A 21,829-nucleotide genomic window follows, 5' to 3' on the forward strand; every position below is an offset into this window, starting at 1 on the left:
CTTTCAGTTGGCCTTTCGCCGTTGAAGGCGAAGGGCATTCAAGACGACGAACAAGGAACTGGCGGACATGCCGATGCCAGCCATCCAGGGTGTCACAAGGCCGGACATGGCCAGTGGTACCGCAGTGAAATTGTAGGCGAAGGACCACCACAGGTTCTGCCGGATGATGCGCAGCGCCCGCCGCGAGAGCCCGACGCCGTCTGCCAGCGCGCCCAGGCGCGCGCCGAGCAGCACGATGTCCGCCTGGTTGCGGGCCAGGTCCGTGCCGCCGCCCATGGCGATCGACACCTGGGCCTGGGCCAGTACCGGCGCGTCGTTCACGCCGTCGCCAACCATTGCCACCACCACACCGCCGTGCTGCAGCCGGGCCAGTTCGGCATGCTTGTCCTCCGGCGTCATGCCGCCCACCGCGCGGGAAACACCCAGGCGCGTGCCGAGTTCGACAACCGTGGCCGGCGTGTCTCCGCTGAAGATCGACAGGTCGACCCCCTTGCCGCGCAGGGCCTCGAAGGTGGCAGGGCAATCCTCCCGCAGTCCATCACTGAGCGCAAAGCCCGCAATCCAGCCGGTCGATGAACCCAGGGCCACTACGGTTCGGCCCGAACGCTCGTCCTCCAGCAAGGCCGCCGGAATCGGTGTACCCGTCAGTTCGGCCACGAAGCCTGGGCGGCCGATCCGATGGACCACGCCGGCAAGCTCGCCGGCCACCCCCTGTCCGGTCCTGGCCTCGATGGCCGCAACAGCTGCGCCCGGAGCCGTCGCAGCCGCCAGCCGGATGGCCGTCGCCACAGCATGCTCCGAGCCCTGCTCCAGCCCCGCCGCCACGGCCAGTGCTTCTTGTTCGGACAGCCCGCCGAGCAGACGTACCTGCTCGACCCGCATCGCCCCATAAGTCAGGGTGCCCGTCTTGTCGAAGACGAAATGCTGCGCCTTTGCCAGTGCCTCGACCGCGTGGCCACGTGTCACCAGCACCCCCATGCGCGCCAACGCGTCGGTCGCTACCGTCAGTGCCACCGGGGTGGCCAGGGACAGCGCGCACGGGCAGCTGACCACCAGCACCGACACGAAGACCCACAGCGCCCGATCCGGATCGAACCACCACCAGCCGGCCGCGGTGAGCGTCGCCAGGACCAGCAACACGATGATGAACCAGGCCGCCACCTGGTCGGCCTGCTGCACCACCCGCGGCTTCTCGGCCGATGCGCGTTCCATCAGCTGGCGGATCGCCGCCAGGCGGGTATGTTCGCCGGTGTGGGTGACGCGCACGCACAGCGGACTGGTGACGTTGATGCTGCCCCCCGTCACCTCATTGCCGGGCACCTTGGGCACCGGCCTGCTCTCACCGGTCAGCAGCGCCTCATTAGCTTCGCTGCGCCCCTCGACGACGACGCCGTCCGCCGGCACCGCTTCGCCTGGCTTGACGCGGATCACATCCCCCGTCAACAGCTGGGATACCGGAACCTTCTCACCATCCGGAGACGGGTAGACCGGCAGGCGCTCGGCGAAGGCCGGCAAGGCCTTGCCCATCTCCTCGACGCCGCGCACCGCCTTCTGGCGCGCCAGCATTTCCACGTAGCGGCCGCACAGCAGGAAGAAGACGAACATCGTCACCGAATCGAAATACACCTCACCCTTGCCGGTCACCGTCGCCCAGCAACTGGCCAGGAAGGCCGCCCCTACCCCCAGCGCAACCGGCACATCCATGCCCAGCCGGCGCAGGCGGATGTCGCGGATCGCGTGGCTGAAGAACGGCGCGGCGGAATACAGCACGACGGGCGCGGTCAGGATCAGGCTCGCCCAGCGCATCAGCTGCTCGATGTCTGCGGTCATGTCGCCCGGATCGGCGATGTACACCGGGAAGGCATACATCATGACCTGCATCATGCCGAAGCCGGCCACGAACAAGCGCCACAGGGCGGAGCGGCGCTCCCTCTGGGAAATCTGCTCGGAGCGCGCCGCATCATAGGGATAGGCGCGGTAGCCGATCGCGTGAATGGCCGCCAGAATATCGGACAGCTTGATGCGCCGCTCATCCCAGCGCACGCGTGCACGGCGCGTCGCATAGTTGATATCCACCGCCGTCACGCCGGGCTGGTGAGCCACGTGCTGCTCGTTCAGCCAGATGCAGGCTGCGCAGGTGATGCCTTCGAGGATCAGCGCCGCCTCGCGCTCGTGCTCGCCGATGGGCTTGACGAAGCCCTGCTGGAAATCCGGGTGGTCGAACAGCCCAAGGTCCTTCAGCTCGTCGGGCATCGCCTCGCGGGCCTGCTCGGGCATCGCGTCACGGCGCTTGTAGTAATCGACGAGGCCGCTGCTGACGATGGACTCGGCCACCGCCTGGCAGCCGGTACAGCACATGTGGTGCTGAACGCCCTCTATATCGACGGGGAGATCTACATCTGCGGGAATGGGGAGCCCGCAGTGGTAGCAATCATGCTCGGGCAAAACAGGGGAAGGGGACGACAACGAAGGCCTCGCACAGGACTCGCCGGCGACCGGACAGTGGCCACCAGGAAACACGCCTTTTAACACAAAGCAGCCCCCCGCGGCGAACCGCCCCTCCCCGAACGGCAGCTGGGCAGGCTACAGCCGCGACGGATCGAAACCGGTTTCCCGGTAGATCGAGCGGATCAGGTCGCTGCCGATGCGGGCCTCCATCTTCTGATGGACCGGCAGCATGGCTTTCTTGAAGGCCAGGCGCTCTTCCTTGTTGGGCACATAGACCTGCACCTTGCCGCTCTTCCTGATCGCCTCCAGCGCCTTGTCGTTCTCTTCCTTGGCGATCCGGTTGGCGTAGACCGTCGCTTCCCGCATCGCCTGCTCGAGCTGGCCCCGTACATCGGCGGGCAGGCCGTCCCAGAAGCGCTTGTTGGCGATGACCGCATAGCCGAGGTAGCCGTGATTGGTTACCGTCAGGTACTTCTGCACCTCGTGCATCTTCTGGGTGTAGGTATTCGAATGGGGATTCTCGGTACCGTCGACAACGCCGGTCTTCAGACCCTGGTACACCTCCGAGAAAGCCATCACCTGCGGCAGGCCGCCAACGGCGCGGATCTCTTCTTCCAGCACCTTCGACGACTGGATGCGCAGCTTCTTGCCGCGCAGGTCGGCCGGCGTCCGGATCGGTGTGTTCGCGGAGAAGGACTTGAAGCCGTTGTCCCAGTACGCCAGGCCAACGATGCCCTTCGATTCAAGCTTCTTCAGGATGCTCGCTCCCACCGGCCCCTGGGTCACCCGGTGCAGGTCGGCATAGTCGTCGAAGATGTAGGGCAGGTCGAAGACCTCAAACTCCTTCACCCCCAGCGGGCCGAACTTGGCCAGGGACGGCGCCAGCATCTGAACAACGCCCAGCTGCAGGGCTTCGAGTTCTTCCTTATCCTTGTACAGCGTGCTGTTCGGATAGACCTCCACCTTGACCTTGCCGCGGGTCAGCTCTTCCGCACGCTTCTTGAAATACTCGGAGGCCTTGCCCTTTGGGGTGTCCGCCGCCACCACGTGGCTGAACTTGATCACAATGGGCGCCTGGGCGGTGGCCATCGCGCACATCCCCATGGCGAGCAGGCCGAACAGCAGGCTAAGCAAACGCATTCGAATCTCCATCATCGGCAGTCGAGGCGGCATGGTACATGAGCCGCAATTCCGGCAGACTGCATTGCCGCAATGTTGAAGACAGCACCAACAGACTCAATTGTGGTCATCCGCAGTGTGGAAACATCGAATGGCTCAAAACCGCCAGTCCGGCGATAACCAGAAATCCTCCCGTTCGTGATTCTCAACCCCTTGCCCCCGTCGAATTCAGCCCCTCCTCCGCCGAGCTGGTACTGGAGCCTGCCTTATGCCGCCGTGGCCCTGTTCATTGCCACGATGGCGGCATTGCTGTGGCTGACCCACCGCCAGGACGCCGAAGAACAGCGCGCCACGCTGATCAACGACGTGCTGTGGATGGAGCAGAACCTGTCCTTCCAGTTCGAGCGCAATGACGCGCAGCTGACCCAGCTCGGCCCCGCTTTGCTCACCAACGGCCGGCCGAATGCCACCGCGGAGGCCCGCATCAAACAGGCTCTCGACCCGGAAAGCGGCCTGATCCGCGTGCTGTGGCTGGATTCCAACGGACACATCAAGGGCTCCGAGCCCCCCTATACCGACAGCCATTTGGTGGGTGAAGCATCGGGCACCTTTCCGTCCTCATCCGCTTATCGCCTGGCCCGCTCCCTCGGCCGGCCGGTGTATAGCGACGCGTACGCCGTCCTCGACAATCAAATCCAGTTCGAGGCCCATGTCCCAATTTTCGACGGCGGCCGCTACCTGGGCTCAGTGGTCGGTGTCTATTCGCTCAACAACATGCTCGGCCACCAGATTCCTTGGTGGTTCTCCGAACGCTACCGGGTGTCCATCAGCAACAACCTGGGCACCGAAATCGCCGCTAAATCCAAGGTCTCCCCTCTGTCCAGCCTCAACTACGAGATTCCGTTCGAGCCGCCCGGCCATGGACTGACGGTCAACGTTACCGCCTACAAGAGCGAGGTGCGCTGGATTCCGTTGCTGCTGATGGGCTCCCTCGGCGTACTCGGCGCTGCCATCGTGTGGAGCCTGTGGCAACTGCGCCGCCACATGAAACGCCGCCAGCAGGCGGAGCTGGCCCTCAGCGCCGAACACGCCTTCCGCAAGGCAATGGAGGACTCCCTCAACACTGGCATGCGTGCCCGCGATCTGAGTGGCAAGATCACCTACGTGAATCCGGCCTTCTGCCGCATGGTCGGCTGGAACGCCGATGAGCTTGTTGGCCTGATGCCCCCGATGCCTTACTGGGCTCCGGAAGCCTTGGAACGCACCCGCGCCGTGCACGAACTGGTGCTGGGCGGCAATGCGCCGCCCCAGGGCATGGAGATTCGCCTGATGCGCCGCAACGGCGAACGCTTCGACGCCCTGCTCATTGAAGCACCGCTGATCGACTCCAACGGCAAGCACATCGGCTGGATGGGCTCTGTGGTGGATGTCACCGAACAGAAGCGCGCCCAGGAACTCGCCCGCCAGCAGCAAGAGCGCCTGCAGGCCACCGCCCGCCTCGTCACCATGGGCGAGATGGCCTCGACCCTCGCCCACGAACTCAACCAACCGCTGGCCGCGATCTCCAGCTACAACACCGGCTGCCTGAACATGCTCGGCAACGGCGACCTGCCGAAGAAAGAGCTGACGACCATCCTCGAAAAGATCGGCAAGCAGGCCCAGCGGGCCGGGCAGATCATCCGGCGGGTGCATACCTTCGTGCGGCGCAGCGAGCCCAAGTTCGAACCGGTGGACGTGAACACTATCCTGCGGGAAGCCGTCGGGCTGGTGGAGCCCGACGCCGACCGGCGCGGCGTCCTCATCGAGCTGGAACTGGAGGACAACCTGCCCTGCGTCGAAGCGGACCCGGTGATGATCGAACAGGTTGCCGTCAACCTGATCCGCAACGGCATGGACGCGATGGCGGACAATCCGCGCGAAACCCGCCGCCTGCTGATCCGGACCCAGCGCCAGAACGGCACGCTGGTCTGCGATGTGACCGACCGGGGCGCCGGCATCCCGCCGGAGGTCGCCGAAAAGCTGTTCGCCCCGTTCTTCACGACCAAGGCCGAGGGCATGGGCATCGGGCTCAACATCTGCCGCTCGATCGCCGAACTCCACCGGGGCCGCCTGAACTTCGAGAAGAACCCAGGCGGTGGTACGATTTTCCACTTCTCCCTGCCGATCCCGTCATGAGCACGCCCCTCGCCCACATTGTCGACGACGACGAAGCCATCCGCGACGCCCTCACCTGGTTGTTCCGGACCCGTGAAGTGGCCAGTGCCGAATGGAGCTCCGCCGAGGAATTCCTGGCCGCCTGGCAGCCGGACTGGCGCGGCTGCATCGTGCTGGACATCCGCATGCGGGAAATGAGCGGCCTGGAGTGTTTCGACGTACTGCAAGAGCAGGGCAATACCCTGCCGGTCATCTTCCTGACCGGCCACGGCGACGTACCGATGGCGGTCGGTGCACTGAAGAAAGGTGCTTTCGATTTCCTCGAGAAGCCGTTCGAAGACAACGCGCTGGTGGACGTGGTCATCCGCGCGCTGGCCAAGGAGGCCAAACGCCAGGCCAGCCAGGCGAGCCAGGCTTCGGTTGCAAACCATCTGGCCCTGCTTACCCCGCGGGAGCAGGAAGTCATGAATCTCGTCTTGGCCGGCAAGTTCAACAAGGTCATTGCCGACGAATTGAACATCTCGATGCGCACCGTCGAAGTGCACCGGGCGCGCGTTTTCGAAAAGATGGGGGTGCGATCCGCCGTCGAGCTGGCCCAATTGCTGGCGCCGAGCCGTGAAAAAGGGTCCGGCAGCTCAGGGGAACACTGACCAGCGCGGCAGAATGCCCGCCGCCCCCGGCGGACAAGCAAATTCAGCAGCGACGCCAACCCCGGCGATCCACGCCAGGCGCTCACCTACCCACAACATCGGAACCGAGTCCCGCAGCCAGGGGGGAATGCCTGCTTCCTGCCAAAGGTTTTTCAGGCTCCGGGAAGGTCCGCCCGCACTAAGACGCATTCGCGCGCCCGTCGTCCTGCACCCGACCCGGCACGACCCCGCCATCACCAGATCAAGCGCCAGCCCCTGCCCGGACACGGCACTGAAATCCAGTACGCCGCCAGCCCACGGCAAGGCGGCTTCGCCACACCACGGGCGGAAGTCGGCCACTTCCGTCGGTACGGACGCCGCCTCCAGCCACCAGCGCTGCCGATAGACGCATACCGCGATGCCACCCAACAGGATTCTCGAACCGGACGCAGCGGCCCCCTCCCGGAACTGTCGCTCCGCGTCCCGCAGCCGCGCCTCGTCAGGCATTGGCGTACCCGCCTTGACCAGCAGGCGGCGCAGCAGATTGCGCAAACGGGCTGAGGACAAGTCCAGCGCAGGTGTTCGCAGCATCTGCATGCATCCCGGAATGCGCAGCTTCTCGACGTCGCTGGCTGCCAGTTCTTCCAGCAGCCCTTCCGCCTCACCGGCCAGCCGCCCCAAGCGGGCGAGATTGGCCGACGCGCCGGCGAAACGTCCATTCAGTTGCGGCAGGATTTCCTTGCGCAGGAAATTGCGGGAAAACGCCGTATCGGTGTTGCTGGGATCATCCACCCAGCGCAGGCCATGCCGCTCCGCATACGCATGCAGCGCAGAGCGTGGAACGTCCAGCAGCGGGCGCCAGATTCGGCCACCCGCACCGACATGGACGAAATCGCTCATGCCCGCCAGGCCCTTGACGCCGCTACCGCGCAACGCCCGGAAAAGAACGGTCTCGGCCTGGTCATCCCGGTGGTGGGCCAGGGCCAGCACACCGCCGCCCAGGCCATCCAGCAGCGCAGCCCGGCGCACTTCCCGCGCGGCCGCCTCCAGCCCGCCCGAATGCGCCCGATCCACCTGGACCTCACGAACCGCCAGCGGCACCGAAAGGGGTGCGCACAGCTCGGCGCAGATGTCGCCCCACACTTCGGAGCCCGCCACCAAGCCGTGGCGGACATGGACGGCGCTCACCTCGATCCCGAGCTCACCCTGCAAACCGGCAAGCACATGCGTCAGCACGGAAGAGTCGAGGCCACCGCTCAACCCGACCCGAACCGGGCCGGGTACGAGGGAGAGTTGCCGCCAGCTCGCGGCAACCCGGGCTGCAAGCTCAGTCGACGGCAATTTCCTTGAACTTGCCGTAACTCATCAGGCGCTCGAAACGGCGCTCGAGCAGCTCCGACGGCGACAGCTCGGACACCTGGCGCAGCGCGTCCTGCAGCGCCCGCTTGAGGTTCTGCGCCATCGCCCGATGGTCGCGGTGAGCGCCGCCCACCGGCTCGTTCACCACCTTGTCGATGAGCCCCAAGGACTTGAGGCGCGATGCGGTGATGCCCATCGTCTCGGCCGCATCCGGCGCACGATCGGCGCTCTTCCACAGGATGGACGCACAACCTTCCGGCGAGATGACCGAATAGGTGGAGTACTGCAGCATCAGCAACTGATCACCGACCGCAATGGCCAGCGCGCCGCCCGAGCCGCCTTCGCCGATGATCGTGCAGATCAGCGGAACCTTGAGTTCCGCCATCACCAGCAGGTTGTGGCCGATGGCTTCCGACTGGCCGCGCTCCTCCGCGTCGATGCCGGGATAGGCGCCCGGCGTGTCAACGAAGGTGAACACCGGCAGACCGAACTTCTCGGCCAGCTTCATCAGGCGCATCGCCTTGCGATAACCCTCGGGGCGCGGCATGCCGAAGTTGCGGAACAGTTTTTCCTTGGTGTCGCGGCCCTTCTGATGGCCGATCACCATGCAGGACTGGCCGTTGAAACGGGCCAGGCCGCCAACGATCGCCTTATCGTCGGCAAAGCTGCGATCACCGTGCAGTTCTTCAAAATCGGTGAAGATGTGCTGCACGTAGTCAAACGTATATGGACGCTGGGGATGGCGCGCCACCAGCGCGCTCTGCCAAGGCGTCAGCTTGGCGTAGATATCCTTGGTCAGGCCGTGGTTCTTCTGCTCCAGGCGGGCGATCTCCTCGGAGATATCCACCGCCGAATCGTCCTGCACAAAGCGTAGTTCTTCGATCTTCGCCTCAAGCTCTGCAATAGGCTGCTCAAAATCTAGGAACGTTGTTTTCATCCGGTCGAACTCATAGAAATTTTTGCCATTTTACCCTATCGCCCCCCCAGGCGGGCGCCAGCCCCTGCTGCAGCCCTGTTTTTGCTACAAAAATCGCATTGCTGCACAGCGCAATAAGCCGCTAACATCGCCCCCTCTTCTGTCCGCCCATCCCCCAAAAATGGCTTCGATGAACCTTCTCCGCGCTCTCGTCACGGTCAGCGGAATGACCCTGCTGTCGCGGATCCTGGGTTTCGTGCGCGATTTCGTGCAGGCCCGCGCCTTTGGCGCAGGCATAGAGATGGATGCTTTCGTCGTCGCCTTCCGTCTGCCCAACCTACTGCGCCGCATGTTCGCAGAAGGCGCCTTCTCCCAGGCCTTCGTGCCCATCCTGGCGGAATACAAAAACAAGCGCGGCCCAGACGAAACCCATCGACTGATCAATCACGTGGCCAGCGCGCTGGGCCTCGTCGTACTGATCGTCTCGATCCTGGGTGCGCTGGCCTCACCGGCCATCATCTACGCCACCGCCCCCGGCTTCTCGGAAAACGTGGAGAAGTTCGAGCTGACCGTCCAGCTCACCCGCATCACCTTCCCCTACATCTTCTTCATGTCGCTGGTGGCCCTTGCCGGCGGCGTACTCAATACCTGGAGCCGCTTCGCGATCCCGGCCTTCACGCCGGTGCTGCTGAACCTGTCCTTCATCTTCATGGCGCTGTTCGCCGCCCCCTACTTCCACCCACCGATCCTGGTGCTCGGCTGGGCCGTCTTCATCGGCGGACTCGCCCAGGTCGTGTTGCAGCTGCGCCCACTGGCCAAAATCGGCATGCTGCCGCGCTTCTCACTGGACTTTTCCGACCCCGGCGTACGACGCATCCTCAAGCTGATGGCACCGGCGATCCTTGGCGTGTCGGTCAGCCAGATCTCGCTGCTGATCAACACGGTCTTCGCGTCCTTCCTGCCGAGCGGCAGCGTGTCCTGGCTGTATTACGCAGACCGCCTGATGGAATTCCCGTCCGGCATGCTCGGCGTGGCGCTGGGCACCATCCTGCTGCCCAGCCTGTCGAAGATGCATGCCGACGAAAAGCCGGCCGAATTCTCCGCACTGCTGGACTGGGGCCTGCGCCTGACCCTGCTGCTGACACTCCCCGCGGCTGTCGGCCTCGCATTGCTGGCCGTACCGCTGATCAGCACGCTGTTCCACCATGGAGCCTTCAGTGCCAACGACGTCCTGCAGACGCGGACCGCACTGGTCGCCTACAGCCTCGGGCTGACCGGGCTGATCCTCGTCAAGGTACTCGCCCCCGCCTTCTATTCCCGCCAGGACGTCCGCACGCCGGTGCGTATCGGCGTCATGTCGCTGATCATCACCCAGTTGATGAACCTGATCTTCATTGGCCCCTTCCAGCATGCCGGCCTGGCCCTGTCCATCGGTCTGGCCTCCTGCTTCAACGCCACTCTGCTTTACCGCGGCCTGCGCGCCCGCGAAATCTATAGCCCCCAGCCGGGCTGGGGTGCCTTCGGCGCCAAACTGTCCATCGCGTTGTTGGTCCTCGCTACCGGCATCTACTTCACCGCCGGACCCGACAGCCTGTGGCTGCATGCCAGCAGCCTCGAGCGGGTTATCCGCCTATCGGCGCTGATCTGCGGCGGTATCTCCGTGTATTTCGCCGTCCTGTTCGCCCTCGGCTTCCGGCTGACCGATTTCCGTCGGCGCAGCGCGACCTGAGTACGAACCTGGCTACAATCGTCCACACCATTCCGGGAGCCGAACGAAGATGAAGATACACAGCGACAGTTTTACCGATGGCAGCATGATTCCGGGCCAGTTCGCCTTCTGCGTGCCCGCAACGGAAGGGCACGTCAGCCTCAGCACCAACCGCAATCCACATCTCGCCTGGAGCGATGCGCCCACCGGCACCCGCTCCTTCGTGCTGATCTGCCATGACCCGGATGTCCCGAGCTGCGGCGACGATGTGAATCAGGAAGGGCGCTCCGTACCAGCCGACCTGCCCCGCGTGGACTTCTTCCACTGGGCCCTGATCGACCTGCCGGTCTCAGTCACCCACATTGCCGAAGGCGCGCACTCCAGCGCCGTCACACCCAACGGCAAGCCCGGTCCGGACCTGCCCGACGGCAGCCGCCATGGCGTCAACGACTACACCGGCTGGTTCGCCAGCGACGAGCAGATGAAGGGCAACTACTTCGGCTACGACGGCCCCTGCCCGCCGTGGAACGACTCCATCCGGCACCACTACGTCTTCACGGTGTACGCGCTGGACATTCCGCACCTGCCCGTCGAAGGCATCTTCAGCGGACAACAGGTGCGTGACGCCATCGCCGGGCACATCCTCGACCAGGCCAGCCTCACCGGCACCTACAGCCTCAACCCCGCAATCCCGGCCTGATCCACCCGTGCGGCCTCCCATCGAGGGGGGCGCCGCCCCGGGCCGGGCCGGATCAAACCTCGTAAGCAGGTAGACTCGCCGCCATCAAGGGCAGATTCAGGTGCAAGTGCAGGTAATCGGGCAAGCCGTTCCTGAACGGCGGCCAGTCCTCACCGGCAATCAACGGGCTGCACCAGGTCTTGAACGCCTCGGTCACGCCGAAGCCGTCCACCGCGATAAACTCCGGCGGCAGGGTACGCTCCAGATTGGCCACCTGCTCGAAGGGCTGCAGATTGGTCCGCCAGCGATAGGGCCGGTCCAGCACCCGATCGATACCGACAACACCCCGCTCGCCGGCCAGCGCCCGCCGTACAGCCGCCTTGCCAACGGCAAAAGCCTGGGCCGTATCCGTACGCGACGCCAGGTGTCGCGCAGAGCGTTGCAGATAATCGGCCAGCGCGTAATGCACCTTGTAACCAAGGCAGGAATGGATGCGCTCCGCCACCACTTCCCCAGCCCCGCCCAACTGGACGTAGCCCTTCTGATTGCGATCGAGCATGGCCAGGATCTGTCCGTCCGGGCCACGAATACCCTCAGCCACGACGATCGCGCAGGCACCGATGCGCTCGACGATCTCCTTCACTCGAGCCAGGAAGGCTGCTTCATCGAAGGGCACCTCGGGCAGCAGAATCAGATGCGGCGCCGCATCCTCCTCTTCCGCCGCCAGCGCGCAGGCCCCTGCCAACCAACCGGCGTTGCGCCCCATGACCTCCAGCACGAAGGCGCGCCCAGCGCCGGTCGTCATCGCGGCGAGATCGAGTCCGACTTCCCGGATCGAAGTTGCCAGATACTTGGCCGCCGAACCGTACCCCGGACAACAGTCGGTCAACACGATGTCGTTATCGACCGTCTTCGGCACCCCTACCACGGTCAGGGGATAGCCGCGCAGGTCTGCCGCAACCTGGATCTGGCGGCAGGTTTCCATCGACCCGTTGCCGCCGTTGTAGAGAAAGAAAGCGACATCATGGGCCGCCAGCACATCGAACAAGCGGTCGTACTGGGCCGGATTGCGCTCCAGCACATCCAGGTCGAATCGGCAGGACCCGAAAGCACCGCCCGGCGTCGCGCGCAGGCGGGCCAGGTCGGCATCGGACAAGGCCGCCGTGTCCAACAAGGTTTCCCGCAACACGCCCAGGATGCCGTTGCGGGCGGCCAACACACGGCCAACCGCATTGCCGGCCTGGCGTGCGGTCGCAATCACACCGGCCGCCGATGCATTGATGACCGCAGTCACGCCGCCCGATTGCGCATAGAGCAGATTCTTCGCCATCCAGGTCCCTTCCCCCAAACTACACCGCCAAAAAACAAAGGCCGGCTTGAAGCCGGCCCTTTGCGAGTGCGAACTGGGCGCTTACTTCAGCGCTTCGAAGGCACGCTCGCGGATTTCCTCGACCTTGCCGAGGCCGCCGATCTTGCGGTACTGGGGCGCGTTCGCGTCACCCTTGGCCGCCCAATCGGAATAATAGGCGACCAGCGGCTTGGTCTGGGCGTGGTACACGTCGAGACGCTTCTTGACGGTTTCTTCCTTGTCGTCGTCGCGCTGAATCAGCGGCTCGCCGGTCTCGTCGTCCTTGCCTTCCACCTTGGGCGGGTTGAACTTGACGTGATAGGTACGGCCGGACGCCACGTGCACGCGGCGACCGGACATGCGGCCGATGATTTCTTCATCGGGCACGTCGATCTCGAGCACGAAATCGATGGGCACGCCGGCAGCCTTCATGGCTTCGGCCTGCGGAATGGTGCGAGGGAAGCCGTCGAACATGTAGCCGGACTGGCAGTCGGCTTCCTTCAGGCGGTCCTTCACCAGACCGATGATGATGTCGTCGGACACGAGACCGCCGGCATCCATGACCTTCTTGGCTTCAATGCCCAGCGGGGTGCCGGCCTTGACGGCCGCACGCAGCATGTCGCCGGTGGAAATCTGCGGAATGCCGAACTTTTCCTTGATGTAATTGGCTTGGGTACCCTTGCCGGCGCCCGGCGGTCCCAACAGAATCAGACGCATGTCTTTCCCTCCTCTGGTTATTGTCGATACGACATGGGATTGCGAAACTATCGCGAAACTTCCGCAAGGTCAAACGCCTGGCGGACACGTTCAAGATCTTCGGCGGTATCCACTCCGGCGGGCGGAGCCTGGTCCAACACCATGACCCGGATGAGGAAACCGTGGGCCATTGCCCGCAGTTGTTCGAGGGCTTCCCACTGCTCCAGCGGAGACGGAGTCAGGGTGGAATAGCGCTTCAGGAAGCTGGCCCGATAGGCATACAGGCCGATGTGGCGATAGGCCGGCAAACCGACAGGCAGCACGCCGCGCGCTTCCGCAAAGGCATCCCGCGCCCAGGGAATCGGCGCCCGGGAAAAATAGAGCGCACGGTTCCGCGCATCGAGCACAACCTTCACCACGTTCGGATTGAAGAATTCTTCCGCCGAACCCAACGGATGGCAGGCGGTGGCGATGGCGGCCTCGGTGTCACCGGCCAAGCACTCGGCGACACGGCCGATCAGCCCCGCCGGAATCAGCGGCTCGTCACCCTGTACATTGACGACGATATCATCGTCACCCCACCCCAGTTGCGTTGCCACCTCGGCAAGGCGATCGGTGCCCGACGGATGCCAGGCATCGGTGATGACGACCTTGCCGCCAGCCTGTTCGACCACCGCAGCGATGCCTTCATGATCGGTGGCCACCCACACTTCATCGGCACCCGCTTCCAGAGCACGATCGAGGACACGCAAGACCATCGGCTTGCCGGCAATGTCGAGCAGCGGCTTGCCCGGCAGCCGGCTGCTCGCGTAGCGGGCGGGAATAACGATACGAAAACCCATGTCAGCGGGACTGGGCGATTTCTTCGTCGGTCAGCGGCCGCGCTTCTTCCTCCAGCATCACCGGGATGCCATCGCGAATCGGGTAAGCCAGGCGGGCGCTGATGCTCCACAACTCTTGCTTGTCCTTGTGGAAGTCGAGCGGACCTTTGGTAATCGGGCACACCAGGATTTCAAGCAGTCGGGGGTCCATCGAGCTTCTCCACAATCAGTTCCGCCGCGCCCGGCGCAACTTGCGCGCGGACCGGCCACACCCAGCTGTCGGCCGGGGCGAAAGGCGCGCATTTTACCGCATCCTTCTCGGTCATCAGAAGCACATCGCCATCGGAAATTCCGAGATCGGCCGCAGTGAACACGTGATGGTCGGGAAATGGGCGCCGCAGGATGCTCAAGCCCAGCCCTTCGAGCTGGCTGAAGAAGCGCTCCGGCCGTCCGATGCCTGCCATCGCATGGATCCGGCGGCCACGGAAGGCGGCCGCCTCGCAACGCTCTTCACGCCGCCCGAGCCGCTCGAACAGCGAACCGGCCAGCCCGAACTGGAACACCGGCACCGGGCGGACCTTTGCGGACAAGCCTTCCGACAAGGCGCCGTGGGCCAGCACCAGCCCGGCTTCGCGCACTCGCCCCAGGCCTTCCCGTAGAGGCCCGGCCGGCAGACGCAGGCAATTTCCGAGTGTGGCTTCGTCCACCACCACCACTTCCAGATCCCGTGCCAGACGGTAATGCTGGAGGCCATCGTCGGCAATCAGCACATTTACATCCGGATGAGCCTGAAGCAAGGCCTGCCCTGCCGCCGGGCGATCACGCCCGACAAAGACTGGACATCCCGAACGGGACGCCATCATCACTGGCTCGTCGCCGAAACGGGCTGGATCGCCATCGATAGGCACCGCGGCCACGCCTTCGACCGTCCCGCCGTAACCACGGCTGACAATGCCCGGCTTGAAACCCCGGCTGCGCAAGAGCTCCACCAGCCACAGCACGACGGGTGTCTTGCCGCTCCCGCCGACGGCCACATTGCCGACGACGACGACCCGCACCGGCAAGCGGACCGACTTCAGGACGCCCAACGCAAAGAGCCGGCGACGCAGGCCGGCCAGCAATGCAAACAGCAGGGAAAGAGGAAAGAGGCTCCATGCGAGCGCCCCTCGGCTCTGCCAGAATCCGGGGGCGCTACGAGGCATGGATTACCGCAGACTCAGCGCTGAGCAGCCTGAGTGGCGAAGGAAATGTGAATCAGCCCGGCCTGCTGCGCCGCCTGCATCACATCGATGACGCGCTGGTGGACCGCCTTCGCATCCGCGTTGATGATGACCACCGGATCCTTGGCATTGACAGGCGCCACGGCACGCAGCGCGGCGGCAATGGCGGCTACGTCGGTGCCACTGACTGGACGCTTGTTGACAACCACCTCACCGCCGGCGGTGACGGCCACGTTGATCTCAACCGGCTTGTCGTCGCTGACCTGGGCATCCGCGGTGGGCAGGTTGATCTCCAGCCCGGCAAAACGCGAATAGGTCGTGGTGAGCATCAGAAAGATGATGATCACCAGCAGCACATCAATCATCGGAATCAGGTTGATTTCCGGCTCCTCGCGGGAGCGGCCACGACTGAAGTTCATGGCCGGTGCCTCAGCGACGCTCGCCGTGGATCAGTTCGACGAGACGGATGGCCTGCTGCTCCATCTCGATCACCAGGCCATCGACGGTGGCGCGGAAATGGCGCCAGAAGATCATGCTCGGAATCGCGATAACCAGGCCGAACCCGGTGTTGTAGAGCGCGATGGAGATACCGTGGGCCAGTTGCTGGGGATTGGAGCCGCCGGGAGCCTGGGAGCCGAAGATCTCGATCATGCCGACGACCGTGCCGAACAGGCCCATCAACGGGCTGATCGATGCGATGGTGCCAAGGGTGGTCAGGAAACGCTCCAGATCGTGGGTTACCGCGCGACCGGTCTCCTCGATGGACTCCTTCATCACATCACGCGGGCTGCGCACGTTGCGCAGACCTGCGGCCAGAACACGCCCCAGAGGGGAGCTGAGCGCCACGCGGTTCAGCATCTCCGGCGTCACGCCGCTCTGACGCATTTCGGCGACGACTTTGTCCACCAGGCCATCGGGCAGGATTTTGCTGCGACGCAGCGTGATGAGCCGCTCAATGATCAAGGCCACGGCCACGATCGAAGCAAACAACAAGGGCCAGATCGGCCAGCCGGCAGCTTGAAGAATGGCGAACACGCGAACGCTCCTGAGAATCGGACGAAGCCCATGACTCTAACCTGCCCCAGGTTGCAGAGCAACACATGGAGCGTGTCAGACAATCCACAAATTCTGTGGATAACTTTGTGGATTGATGCCAAGGGCGGGCGCTAAACCCGTAGTTTGTAAGGGTTTTTAGTGGTCGGGTCAAAAATGAGGCGACATACACATATGTTATAAATCAATCACTTACAAGTTTATCGGCAAGTCAAGGGCCTGAACTGGATTTTTTTGCCCCGCCATGGGCGGGATGTGGATTCCGTTAGAATCCGCCCCCATGAACACCCCGCAAACCAGCACCAAAGTCAACTCCGGCGAAGTCGTTTCCGTGTCCTGGCTCAACCGCGCGGCCCGCGAAGCGCTGGAAGGCAGCTTCCCGCTACTGTGGGTCGCCGGCGAGGTTTCGACCCTCACCCGCGCCGCCTCCGGGCATGTGTACTTCACCCTCAAGGACGACCAAACACAGGTGCGTTGCACCATGTGGCGCAACCGCGCGCAGTTGCTCGGCTTCCGCCTGGAGCACGGCATGCGCGTCGAAGTACGGGCCCTGGTGACGCTGTTCGAAGCCCGCGGGGATTACCAGCTGAATGTCGAATCCATTCGCCAGGCCGGCATCGGTAATCTCTATGAGGCCTTCCTGCGTCTGAAAGCACGCCTGGAGGCGGAAGGTTTGTTCGACCTGGCGGGCAAGCGTCCGCTGCCACGCTTTCCGCAAGGTATTGCAGTCGTCACGTCTCCCCAGGCCGCCGCGTGGCGCGACGTGACGGCCGCACTGGCGCGCCGGGCGCCACACGTTCGGCTCAGCCTGTATCCAAGTCTGGTCCAGGGGGCCGACGCGCCCGCCCAGATCGTCGCAGCCATCCGCCAGGCCGGCCTCCGCGCCCGGCAGGACGGCAACGACGTGCTTTTGCTGGTACGCGGCGGCGGCAGCCTGGAAGACCTCGCGGCCTTCAACGACGAAAGCGTCGCCCGGGCCGTTCGCGCGTGCCCCTTGCCGGTGGTGGTCGGCGTCGGCCACGAGACCGACGTGAGCATTGCAGACTTCGCCGCCGACCTGCGTGCGGCCACGCCGACCGCGGCAGCCGAGCTGGTCAGCGCCGGCTATGTGGAAGCACGGGATGGACTGGAACAATTGGCGCACCGCCTCAAGCGGGCGATGGAGCGGCGCATGGAGAACGCCGCCCAGCGCCTCGACCGGGCCGCCGCGCGCCTGATCCACCCCCGCCAGCGCCTGTACGCCAGCCGGCTGCAGCTGGAAAATCTGCAGCAACGCCTGCAGGCCCGCATCACCCGGCAGATTGCGGCCCAACGGACGCGGGTCACCACACTAGAACTGCGCCTGGCCGCCCGCAGGCCCGATCTGGCCAGCCGGCAACAGAAGCTGAACATGCTAGAGCAAGGACTGCAGCGCGCCATGCACAAGTTGCTAGCCGACCGACGAATGCAACTCAACACCCTGAACCAACACCTTGCCCACCTCGATCCCCGCGGCGTCCTGTCCCGCGGCTACAGCATCACGCGGGACGCCTCGGGGCAGATCGTTCGCTCCGTCAAGGGGCTGGTACCAGGAGATCGCATCAGCGTCGAACTCCACGACGGCGTCGTAGATGCAAAGGTAGACAAGCATTCCGGCTAGTTGCGGTGCAAAATAGCGGATGGAACCGGCGACCGGATGAGGTACGCCGAGGCCGATTGTGCAGAGAATCCAATCCCGACTAGAATAGTCGGACAATTTCCTACACCCCGGAGAAACAAATGGCTCATACCCTGCCCGAACTGCCCTACGCCAAGAACGCCCTGGTGCCCCACATTTCCGAAGAAACCTTCGAATACCACTACGGCAAGCACCACCAAGCCTATGTGACCAACCTGAACAACCTCATCCCGGGCACCGAGTACGAAAACCTGTCCGTCGAAGAGACCTTCCTGAAGGCCCCTGCCGGCGGCATCTACAACAACGCAGCCCAGGTCTGGAACCACACCTTCTTCTGGAGCTCCCTTAAGCCGAACGGCGGCGGCGCTCCGGCTGGCGCGCTGGCTGACGCCATCAACGCCAAGTGGGGCTCCTTCGACGAGTTCAAGAAGGCCTTCCAGGCTTCCGCCGTCGGCAACTTCGGTTCCGGCTGGACCTGGCTGGTCAAGAAGGCCGACGGCTCCGTCAACATCGTCAACACCGGCGCCGCCGGCAACCCGCTGAAGAGCGGCGAAGGCAAGCCCCTGCTGACCATCGACGTGTGGGAACACGCCTACTACATCGATTACCGCAATGCCCGTCCCAAGTTCGTGGAAACCTTCCTGAACAGCTTGGCCAACTGGGACTTCGCTGCCGCCAACTTCGCCTGATCGCGAAGCGGCTGCAGCCACCGGGAGCCTGGTGACCTGATAGGTCGCCGCTCCCGGAACAGCCCCGACACCGGCTCACGCCGTGTCGGGGCTGTTCTTTTTGAGCACGTATTGAAGCGTGGAAGTGTGGCTTGTTGAGATAACTGAATTTATATACAGTTATTTCATGCCCCAACAGGATCCTCCCGCTTTTGCAGAGCTCTGTGCCCGCTCCAACTTCAGCTTCCAGACCGGCGCCTCCCACCCGGAGGAGCTTGTCGAACAGGCCGCGGCCCTCGGCTATACCGCGCTGGCGCTGGCCGACGAATGCTCCATGGCCGGCGTCGTGCGGGCTTACGCTGCCTGGCAGGCGCGCAAGGAACGGCTGCAGCTGATCGTCGGCACCCGCATCCAGCTCGAGGACGGCCCGCAGCTCGTGCTGCTCGCCGAGAACCGGCAGGGTTACGGCCAGCTGTGCCGCCTCATCAGTCACGGCCGGCTAGCAATGGAGAAGGGGCAGTACCAGCTGCACCGGCACGATCTGAACGGCGACTTCGGCCACTGCCTGGCCCTGCTGATTCCGCCGGACGCCGTCTCCACCACACTCACGGACGAAGCCGGCTGGCTGGCCGCCCTTTTCCCTGGCAGGGCCTGGATCGCCGCCCTCCTCCCGATGGGCGCCGACGACCGCCGCCGACAGGCGTGGATCAGCGCATCAGCACACGCCGCCGGCATCCCGGTCGCCAGCACCTGCGCACCTCTGATGCACCACCCGTCGCGCCAGCCCGTGGCCGATGTGTTGAGTGCACTGCGCCATCATTGCAGCCTCGACGAGGCCGGCTACCGGCTAGTCGCCAATGCCGAACTCCACCTGCAGAGCCGCCAGCGCCTCGCCCACCGCCACCCACCGGAGTGGCTGGCCGAGACGCTGCGTATCGCCGCCCGCTGCGAATGCCCACTTGGCGAACTCGGTTACGAATATCCAGAAGAAATCGTGCCTGCCGGCACAACGGCAGGCTCCCATCTACGCACCTTGGTGAACGCCGGCTTGCAGCGCCGCTACCCGCCTGCCGCGCACGGTCGGGATCGGGTTCCGGCCGACATCCGCGCCCAGGCCGACAAGGAGCTCGCGCTGATCATCGATCTCAAATACGAGGCCTTCTTCCTTACCGTTGAGGACATCGTCCGCTTCGCCCGTAGCAAGAAGATCCTGTGTCAGGGCCGCGGTTCGGCGGCCAACTCGGTGGTGTGCTACGCGCTGGGCATCACCGCGGTCACGCCGGAGGACGGGCATCTGCTCTTCGAGCGCTTCGTGTCGAAGGAGCGCCGGGAACCGCCCGACATCGACGTGGACTTCGAACACGACCGGCGCGAGGAGATCATCCAGTACATCTACGAAAAATATGGCCGGGACCGGGCCGCCCTGACCGCCACTGTAATCCGCTACCGTCCCCGCAGCGCCCTCCGTGATGCGGGCCGTGCCCTCGGCTTTGATCTCGGCCAACTGGAACAGCTCAGCCGCCGCCTGGCCTGGTGGGACGGCAGCCAGGTAGCTCCGGAGCGCCTGCGCGAAGCCGGCCTCGATCCGGACGCACCGCGTACTCAACGGCTGCTCGAACTCGCCAATACGCTCGTCGGCTTTCCCCGTCACCTGTCCCAGCACGTGGGGGGCTTCGTGATTTCCCGCGGACCGCTTGCCGAACTGGTCCCGGTCGAAAACGCCGCCATGACCGAACGCACAGTCATTCAGTGGGACAAGGACGACCTGGAAACCCTCGGGCTGCTGAAAGTGGACGTGCTGGCCCTCGGCATGCTGTCGGCGATCCGCCGCAGCCTGGACCTCATCTCCCGCTGGCGCGGCCGCCCCTTCACGGTGGCCGACATCCCGCGGGAGCAGGCCCCCGTCTACGACATGCTGTGCGAAGCCGACGCCATGGGCGTCTTCCAAGTGGAGTCCCGGGCCCAGCTGAGCATGCTGCCCCGCCTGAGGCCCCGTACCTACTACGACCTGGTCGTCGAGGTGGCCATCGTCCGCCCGGGGCCAATCCAGGGCGGCATGGTCCATCCCTACCTGCAGGCGCGGGAAAAGGTCGCCCGCCAGGAGCCCATCGACTATCCGCGGGAGGAGATCGAACCGGTTCTGTCCCGTACCTACGGTGTGCCGATCTTCCAGGAACAGGTCATGCAGCTGGCGATGGTCGCCGCCGGCTTCAGCCCCGGCGACGCCGACCAACTGCGTCGTTCCATGGGCGCCTGGGGACGCCAGGGCGACCTGCAGCACTACCAGGAGCGCCTGACGGCCGGCATGCTTGATCGCGATTACCCACGGGAATTCGCCGAGGCGCTGTGCCGGCAGATCCAGGGCTTTGGCAGCTATGGCTTCCCGGAATCCCACGCGGCCAGCTTCGCACTACTGGTCTATGTTTCCGCCTGGCTCAAACGGTTTGAGCCAGCAGCCTTCCTGTGCGGCCTCCTCAACAGCCAGCCGATGGGCTTCTACGGGCCGTCCCAGCTGATCCAGGATGCCCGTCGCCACCATGTCGAAGTCCGGCCGGCCGATGTCGGCGCCAGCGAGTGGGAGTGCACGCAGGAAGCCTCCAGCAGTGCCCCGGACATCCCCGCCGCCCGCCTCGGTCTGCGCCTCGTCAAGGGCTTCAATGCCGCCGCCGCAGAACGCATCGTCGCCACCAGGCAGGACGGTGCCTTTCTGTCGGTGGACGACCTCACGCGCCGGGCCGGACTCGATCCCGAAGAGCTCCGCGCGTTGGCATCCGCCGGCGCCCTCGCCAGCCTGGCCGGCCACCGGCGCCAGGCCTGGTGGGCCGCCAGCGGCGCCCAGGCAGCTCCCGGCCTGCTCCACCAGGTGCCGCTGGCCGACGACAGCCTCGCCCTGCCCGCCCCCAGCGAAACCCAGGATCTGATCGCCGACTATGCGCGCCTGGGTTTCAGCCTGGGGCGGCATCCACTGCTCTTCCTGCGCCCCCGCTTACGGGCCGAACGCTTCCTGACCGCGACAGAGATTTCCAACTGCCCGGACCGCAAGCTGGCCCGGGCAATTGGCATCGTCACCTGCCGCCAGCGTCCGGGCACGGCCAAGGGCACGATGTTCGTCACCCTCGAAGACGAAACCGGCTGGATCAACGTCATCGTCCGGCCCGAACTCCTTGAGGCCGAAAGACGCATCCTGCTGGGCACCAGCCTGCTTGGCGTCTATGGACAGATCGCCCGCCAGGGCAAGGTGGTGCACCTGCACGCCAAAAGGGTCGTAGACCGCTCTGCGCTGCTTGGACAGTTGGCCCCCAAGAGCCGGGACTTTCATTGAATCCCATCGCCTTTTCGCGGTCTCATTCAAAC

The 21,829-nt window shown here is 64.7% G+C and carries 18 protein-coding genes; 7 read left to right on the plus strand and 11 right to left on the minus strand.

Features of this window, described 5'->3' with window-relative positions:
• Positions 1-3 precede the first annotated feature (3 nt).
• Both AC1PPK_RS19695 and AC1PPK_RS19700 read right to left on the minus strand, forming a co-directional pair.
• Positions 4-2,445, minus strand: coding sequence for a heavy metal translocating P-type ATPase (locus tag AC1PPK_RS19695; RefSeq protein ID WP_481118240.1), 2,442 nt, complete (start codon positions 2,443-2,445; stop codon positions 4-6).
• Between the two features lie 138 nt (positions 2,446-2,583).
• Complete coding sequence (locus tag AC1PPK_RS19700; protein ID WP_481114709.1) at positions 2,584-3,588, minus strand: TRAP transporter substrate-binding protein; 1,005 nt, start codon at positions 3,586-3,588, stop codon at positions 2,584-2,586.
• Positions 3,589-3,765: 177 nt separating this feature from the next.
• On the opposite strand from AC1PPK_RS19700, the gene AC1PPK_RS19705 reads away from it, so the two are divergent.
• Positions 3,766-5,742 carry a PAS domain S-box protein gene (locus AC1PPK_RS19705; protein WP_481114710.1) on the plus strand — a complete coding sequence of 659 codons (1,977 nt, stop codon included), beginning with the start codon at positions 3,766-3,768 and terminating at the stop codon, positions 5,740-5,742.
• Complete coding sequence (locus AC1PPK_RS19710; protein WP_481114711.1) at positions 5,739-6,371, plus strand: response regulator transcription factor; 633 nt, start codon at positions 5,739-5,741, stop codon at positions 6,369-6,371. The genes AC1PPK_RS19705 and AC1PPK_RS19710 overlap by 4 nt, the downstream gene beginning before the upstream one ends.
• Here AC1PPK_RS19710 and tilS read toward each other — a convergent pair.
• Positions 6,357-7,691, minus strand: coding sequence for a tRNA lysidine(34) synthetase TilS (tilS, locus tag AC1PPK_RS19715; protein ID WP_481114712.1), 1,335 nt, complete (start codon positions 7,689-7,691; stop codon positions 6,357-6,359). The two genes, AC1PPK_RS19710 and tilS, sit on opposite strands and share 15 nt — an antisense overlap.
• Positions 7,678-8,646: an acetyl-CoA carboxylase carboxyltransferase subunit alpha gene (locus tag AC1PPK_RS19720; RefSeq protein WP_481114713.1), complete on the minus strand. Its 969-nt coding sequence runs from the start codon at positions 8,644-8,646 to the stop codon at positions 7,678-7,680. The genes tilS and AC1PPK_RS19720 overlap by 14 nt, the downstream gene beginning before the upstream one ends.
• Before the next feature lie 169 nt (positions 8,647-8,815).
• Here AC1PPK_RS19720 and murJ point away from each other — a divergent pair, with 169 nt between their 5' ends.
• Positions 8,816-10,354 carry a murein biosynthesis integral membrane protein MurJ gene (gene murJ / locus AC1PPK_RS19725; RefSeq protein WP_481114714.1) on the plus strand — a complete coding sequence of 513 codons (1,539 nt, stop codon included), beginning with the start codon at positions 8,816-8,818 and terminating at the stop codon, positions 10,352-10,354.
• A 49-nt stretch (positions 10,355-10,403) separates the two neighbouring features.
• The gene (locus AC1PPK_RS19730) at positions 10,404-11,033 is read left to right on the plus strand and encodes a YbhB/YbcL family Raf kinase inhibitor-like protein (protein ID WP_481114715.1); all 630 of its coding nucleotides are present in this window, start codon (positions 10,404-10,406) and stop codon (positions 11,031-11,033) included.
• 52 nt (positions 11,034-11,085) lie between these two features.
• Here the strand turns inward: AC1PPK_RS19730 and AC1PPK_RS19735 are convergent, their stop codons facing one another.
• The 7 genes from AC1PPK_RS19735 to AC1PPK_RS19765 all read right to left on the minus strand — a co-directional run bounded on the left by AC1PPK_RS19735 (position 11,086) and on the right by AC1PPK_RS19765 (position 16,132).
• The gene (locus AC1PPK_RS19735; RefSeq protein ID WP_481114716.1) at positions 11,086-12,342 is read right to left on the minus strand and encodes a 6-phosphofructokinase; all 1,257 of its coding nucleotides are present in this window, start codon (positions 12,340-12,342) and stop codon (positions 11,086-11,088) included.
• A gap of 81 nt (positions 12,343-12,423) precedes the next feature.
• Positions 12,424-13,077 (minus strand): adenylate kinase, encoded by a 654-nt coding sequence (adk, locus tag AC1PPK_RS19740; RefSeq protein ID WP_374483284.1) that lies wholly within the window; start codon positions 13,075-13,077, stop codon positions 12,424-12,426.
• A gap of 47 nt (positions 13,078-13,124) precedes the next feature.
• Complete coding sequence (gene kdsB / locus AC1PPK_RS19745; protein ID WP_481114717.1) at positions 13,125-13,898, minus strand: 3-deoxy-manno-octulosonate cytidylyltransferase; 774 nt, start codon at positions 13,896-13,898, stop codon at positions 13,125-13,127.
• 1 nt (position 13,899) lies between these two features.
• Entirely contained in the window at positions 13,900-14,088 is a 189-nt protein-coding gene (locus tag AC1PPK_RS19750) for a Trm112 family protein (protein WP_481114718.1), read from the minus strand.
• Positions 14,069-15,079 carry a tetraacyldisaccharide 4'-kinase gene (lpxK, locus tag AC1PPK_RS19755; RefSeq protein ID WP_481114719.1) on the minus strand — a complete coding sequence of 337 codons (1,011 nt, stop codon included), beginning with the start codon at positions 15,077-15,079 and terminating at the stop codon, positions 14,069-14,071. The genes AC1PPK_RS19750 and lpxK overlap by 20 nt, the downstream gene beginning before the upstream one ends.
• A 14-nt stretch (positions 15,080-15,093) precedes the next feature.
• Complete coding sequence (locus AC1PPK_RS19760) at positions 15,094-15,516, minus strand: ExbD/TolR family protein (protein WP_481114720.1); 423 nt, start codon at positions 15,514-15,516, stop codon at positions 15,094-15,096.
• Positions 15,517-15,526: 10 nt separating this feature from the next.
• Positions 15,527-16,132 carry a MotA/TolQ/ExbB proton channel family protein gene (locus AC1PPK_RS19765; protein ID WP_481114721.1) on the minus strand — a complete coding sequence of 202 codons (606 nt, stop codon included), beginning with the start codon at positions 16,130-16,132 and terminating at the stop codon, positions 15,527-15,529.
• Between the two features lie 298 nt (positions 16,133-16,430).
• Between AC1PPK_RS19765 and xseA the strand changes: the two genes are divergently transcribed.
• From xseA to AC1PPK_RS19780, 3 genes are all read left to right on the plus strand, one after another.
• Entirely contained in the window at positions 16,431-17,789 is a 1,359-nt protein-coding gene (gene xseA / locus AC1PPK_RS19770; protein WP_481114722.1) for an exodeoxyribonuclease VII large subunit, read from the plus strand.
• Between the two features lie 119 nt (positions 17,790-17,908).
• Positions 17,909-18,496, plus strand: coding sequence for a superoxide dismutase (locus AC1PPK_RS19775; protein ID WP_481114723.1), 588 nt, complete (start codon positions 17,909-17,911; stop codon positions 18,494-18,496).
• A 166-nt stretch (positions 18,497-18,662) separates the two neighbouring features.
• A complete protein-coding gene (locus AC1PPK_RS19780; RefSeq protein WP_481114724.1) occupies positions 18,663-21,797 on the plus strand; it encodes an error-prone DNA polymerase in 3,135 nt (1,044 codons plus the stop codon).
• The last annotated feature ends 32 nt before the right edge of the window (positions 21,798-21,829 follow it).

This window comes from Zoogloea sp. JDB1 (assembly GCF_056724025.1).

What these genes read in the sequence shown, in the direction of transcription:
- AC1PPK_RS19700 (WP_481114709.1), bottom strand. Translation starts at nt 3,588, where the DNA reads ATGCGTTTGCTTAGCCTGCTGTTCGGCCTGCTCGCCATGGGGATGTGC.
- AC1PPK_RS19710 (WP_481114711.1), top strand. Translation starts at nt 5,739, where the DNA reads ATGAGCACGCCCCTCGCCCACATTGTCGACGACGACGAAGCCATCCGC.
- AC1PPK_RS19720 (WP_481114713.1), bottom strand. Translation starts at nt 8,646, where the DNA reads ATGAAAACAACGTTCCTAGATTTTGAGCAGCCTATTGCAGAGCTTGAG.
- murJ (WP_481114714.1), top strand. Translation starts at nt 8,816, where the DNA reads ATGAACCTTCTCCGCGCTCTCGTCACGGTCAGCGGAATGACCCTGCTG.
- AC1PPK_RS19730 (WP_481114715.1), top strand. Translation starts at nt 10,404, where the DNA reads ATGAAGATACACAGCGACAGTTTTACCGATGGCAGCATGATTCCGGGC.
- AC1PPK_RS19735 (WP_481114716.1), bottom strand. Translation starts at nt 12,342, where the DNA reads ATGGCGAAGAATCTGCTCTATGCGCAATCGGGCGGCGTGACTGCGGTC.
- adk (WP_374483284.1), bottom strand. Translation starts at nt 13,077, where the DNA reads ATGCGTCTGATTCTGTTGGGACCGCCGGGCGCCGGCAAGGGTACCCAA.
- kdsB (WP_481114717.1), bottom strand. Translation starts at nt 13,898, where the DNA reads ATGGGTTTTCGTATCGTTATTCCCGCCCGCTACGCGAGCAGCCGGCTG.
- AC1PPK_RS19750 (WP_481114718.1), bottom strand. Translation starts at nt 14,088, where the DNA reads ATGGACCCCCGACTGCTTGAAATCCTGGTGTGCCCGATTACCAAAGGT.
- lpxK (WP_481114719.1), bottom strand. Translation starts at nt 15,079, where the DNA reads ATGCCTCGTAGCGCCCCCGGATTCTGGCAGAGCCGAGGGGCGCTCGCA.
- AC1PPK_RS19760 (WP_481114720.1), bottom strand. Translation starts at nt 15,516, where the DNA reads ATGAACTTCAGTCGTGGCCGCTCCCGCGAGGAGCCGGAAATCAACCTG.
- xseA (WP_481114722.1), top strand. Translation starts at nt 16,431, where the DNA reads ATGAACACCCCGCAAACCAGCACCAAAGTCAACTCCGGCGAAGTCGTT.
- AC1PPK_RS19775 (WP_481114723.1), top strand. Translation starts at nt 17,909, where the DNA reads ATGGCTCATACCCTGCCCGAACTGCCCTACGCCAAGAACGCCCTGGTG.
- AC1PPK_RS19780 (WP_481114724.1), top strand. Translation starts at nt 18,663, where the DNA reads ATGCCCCAACAGGATCCTCCCGCTTTTGCAGAGCTCTGTGCCCGCTCC.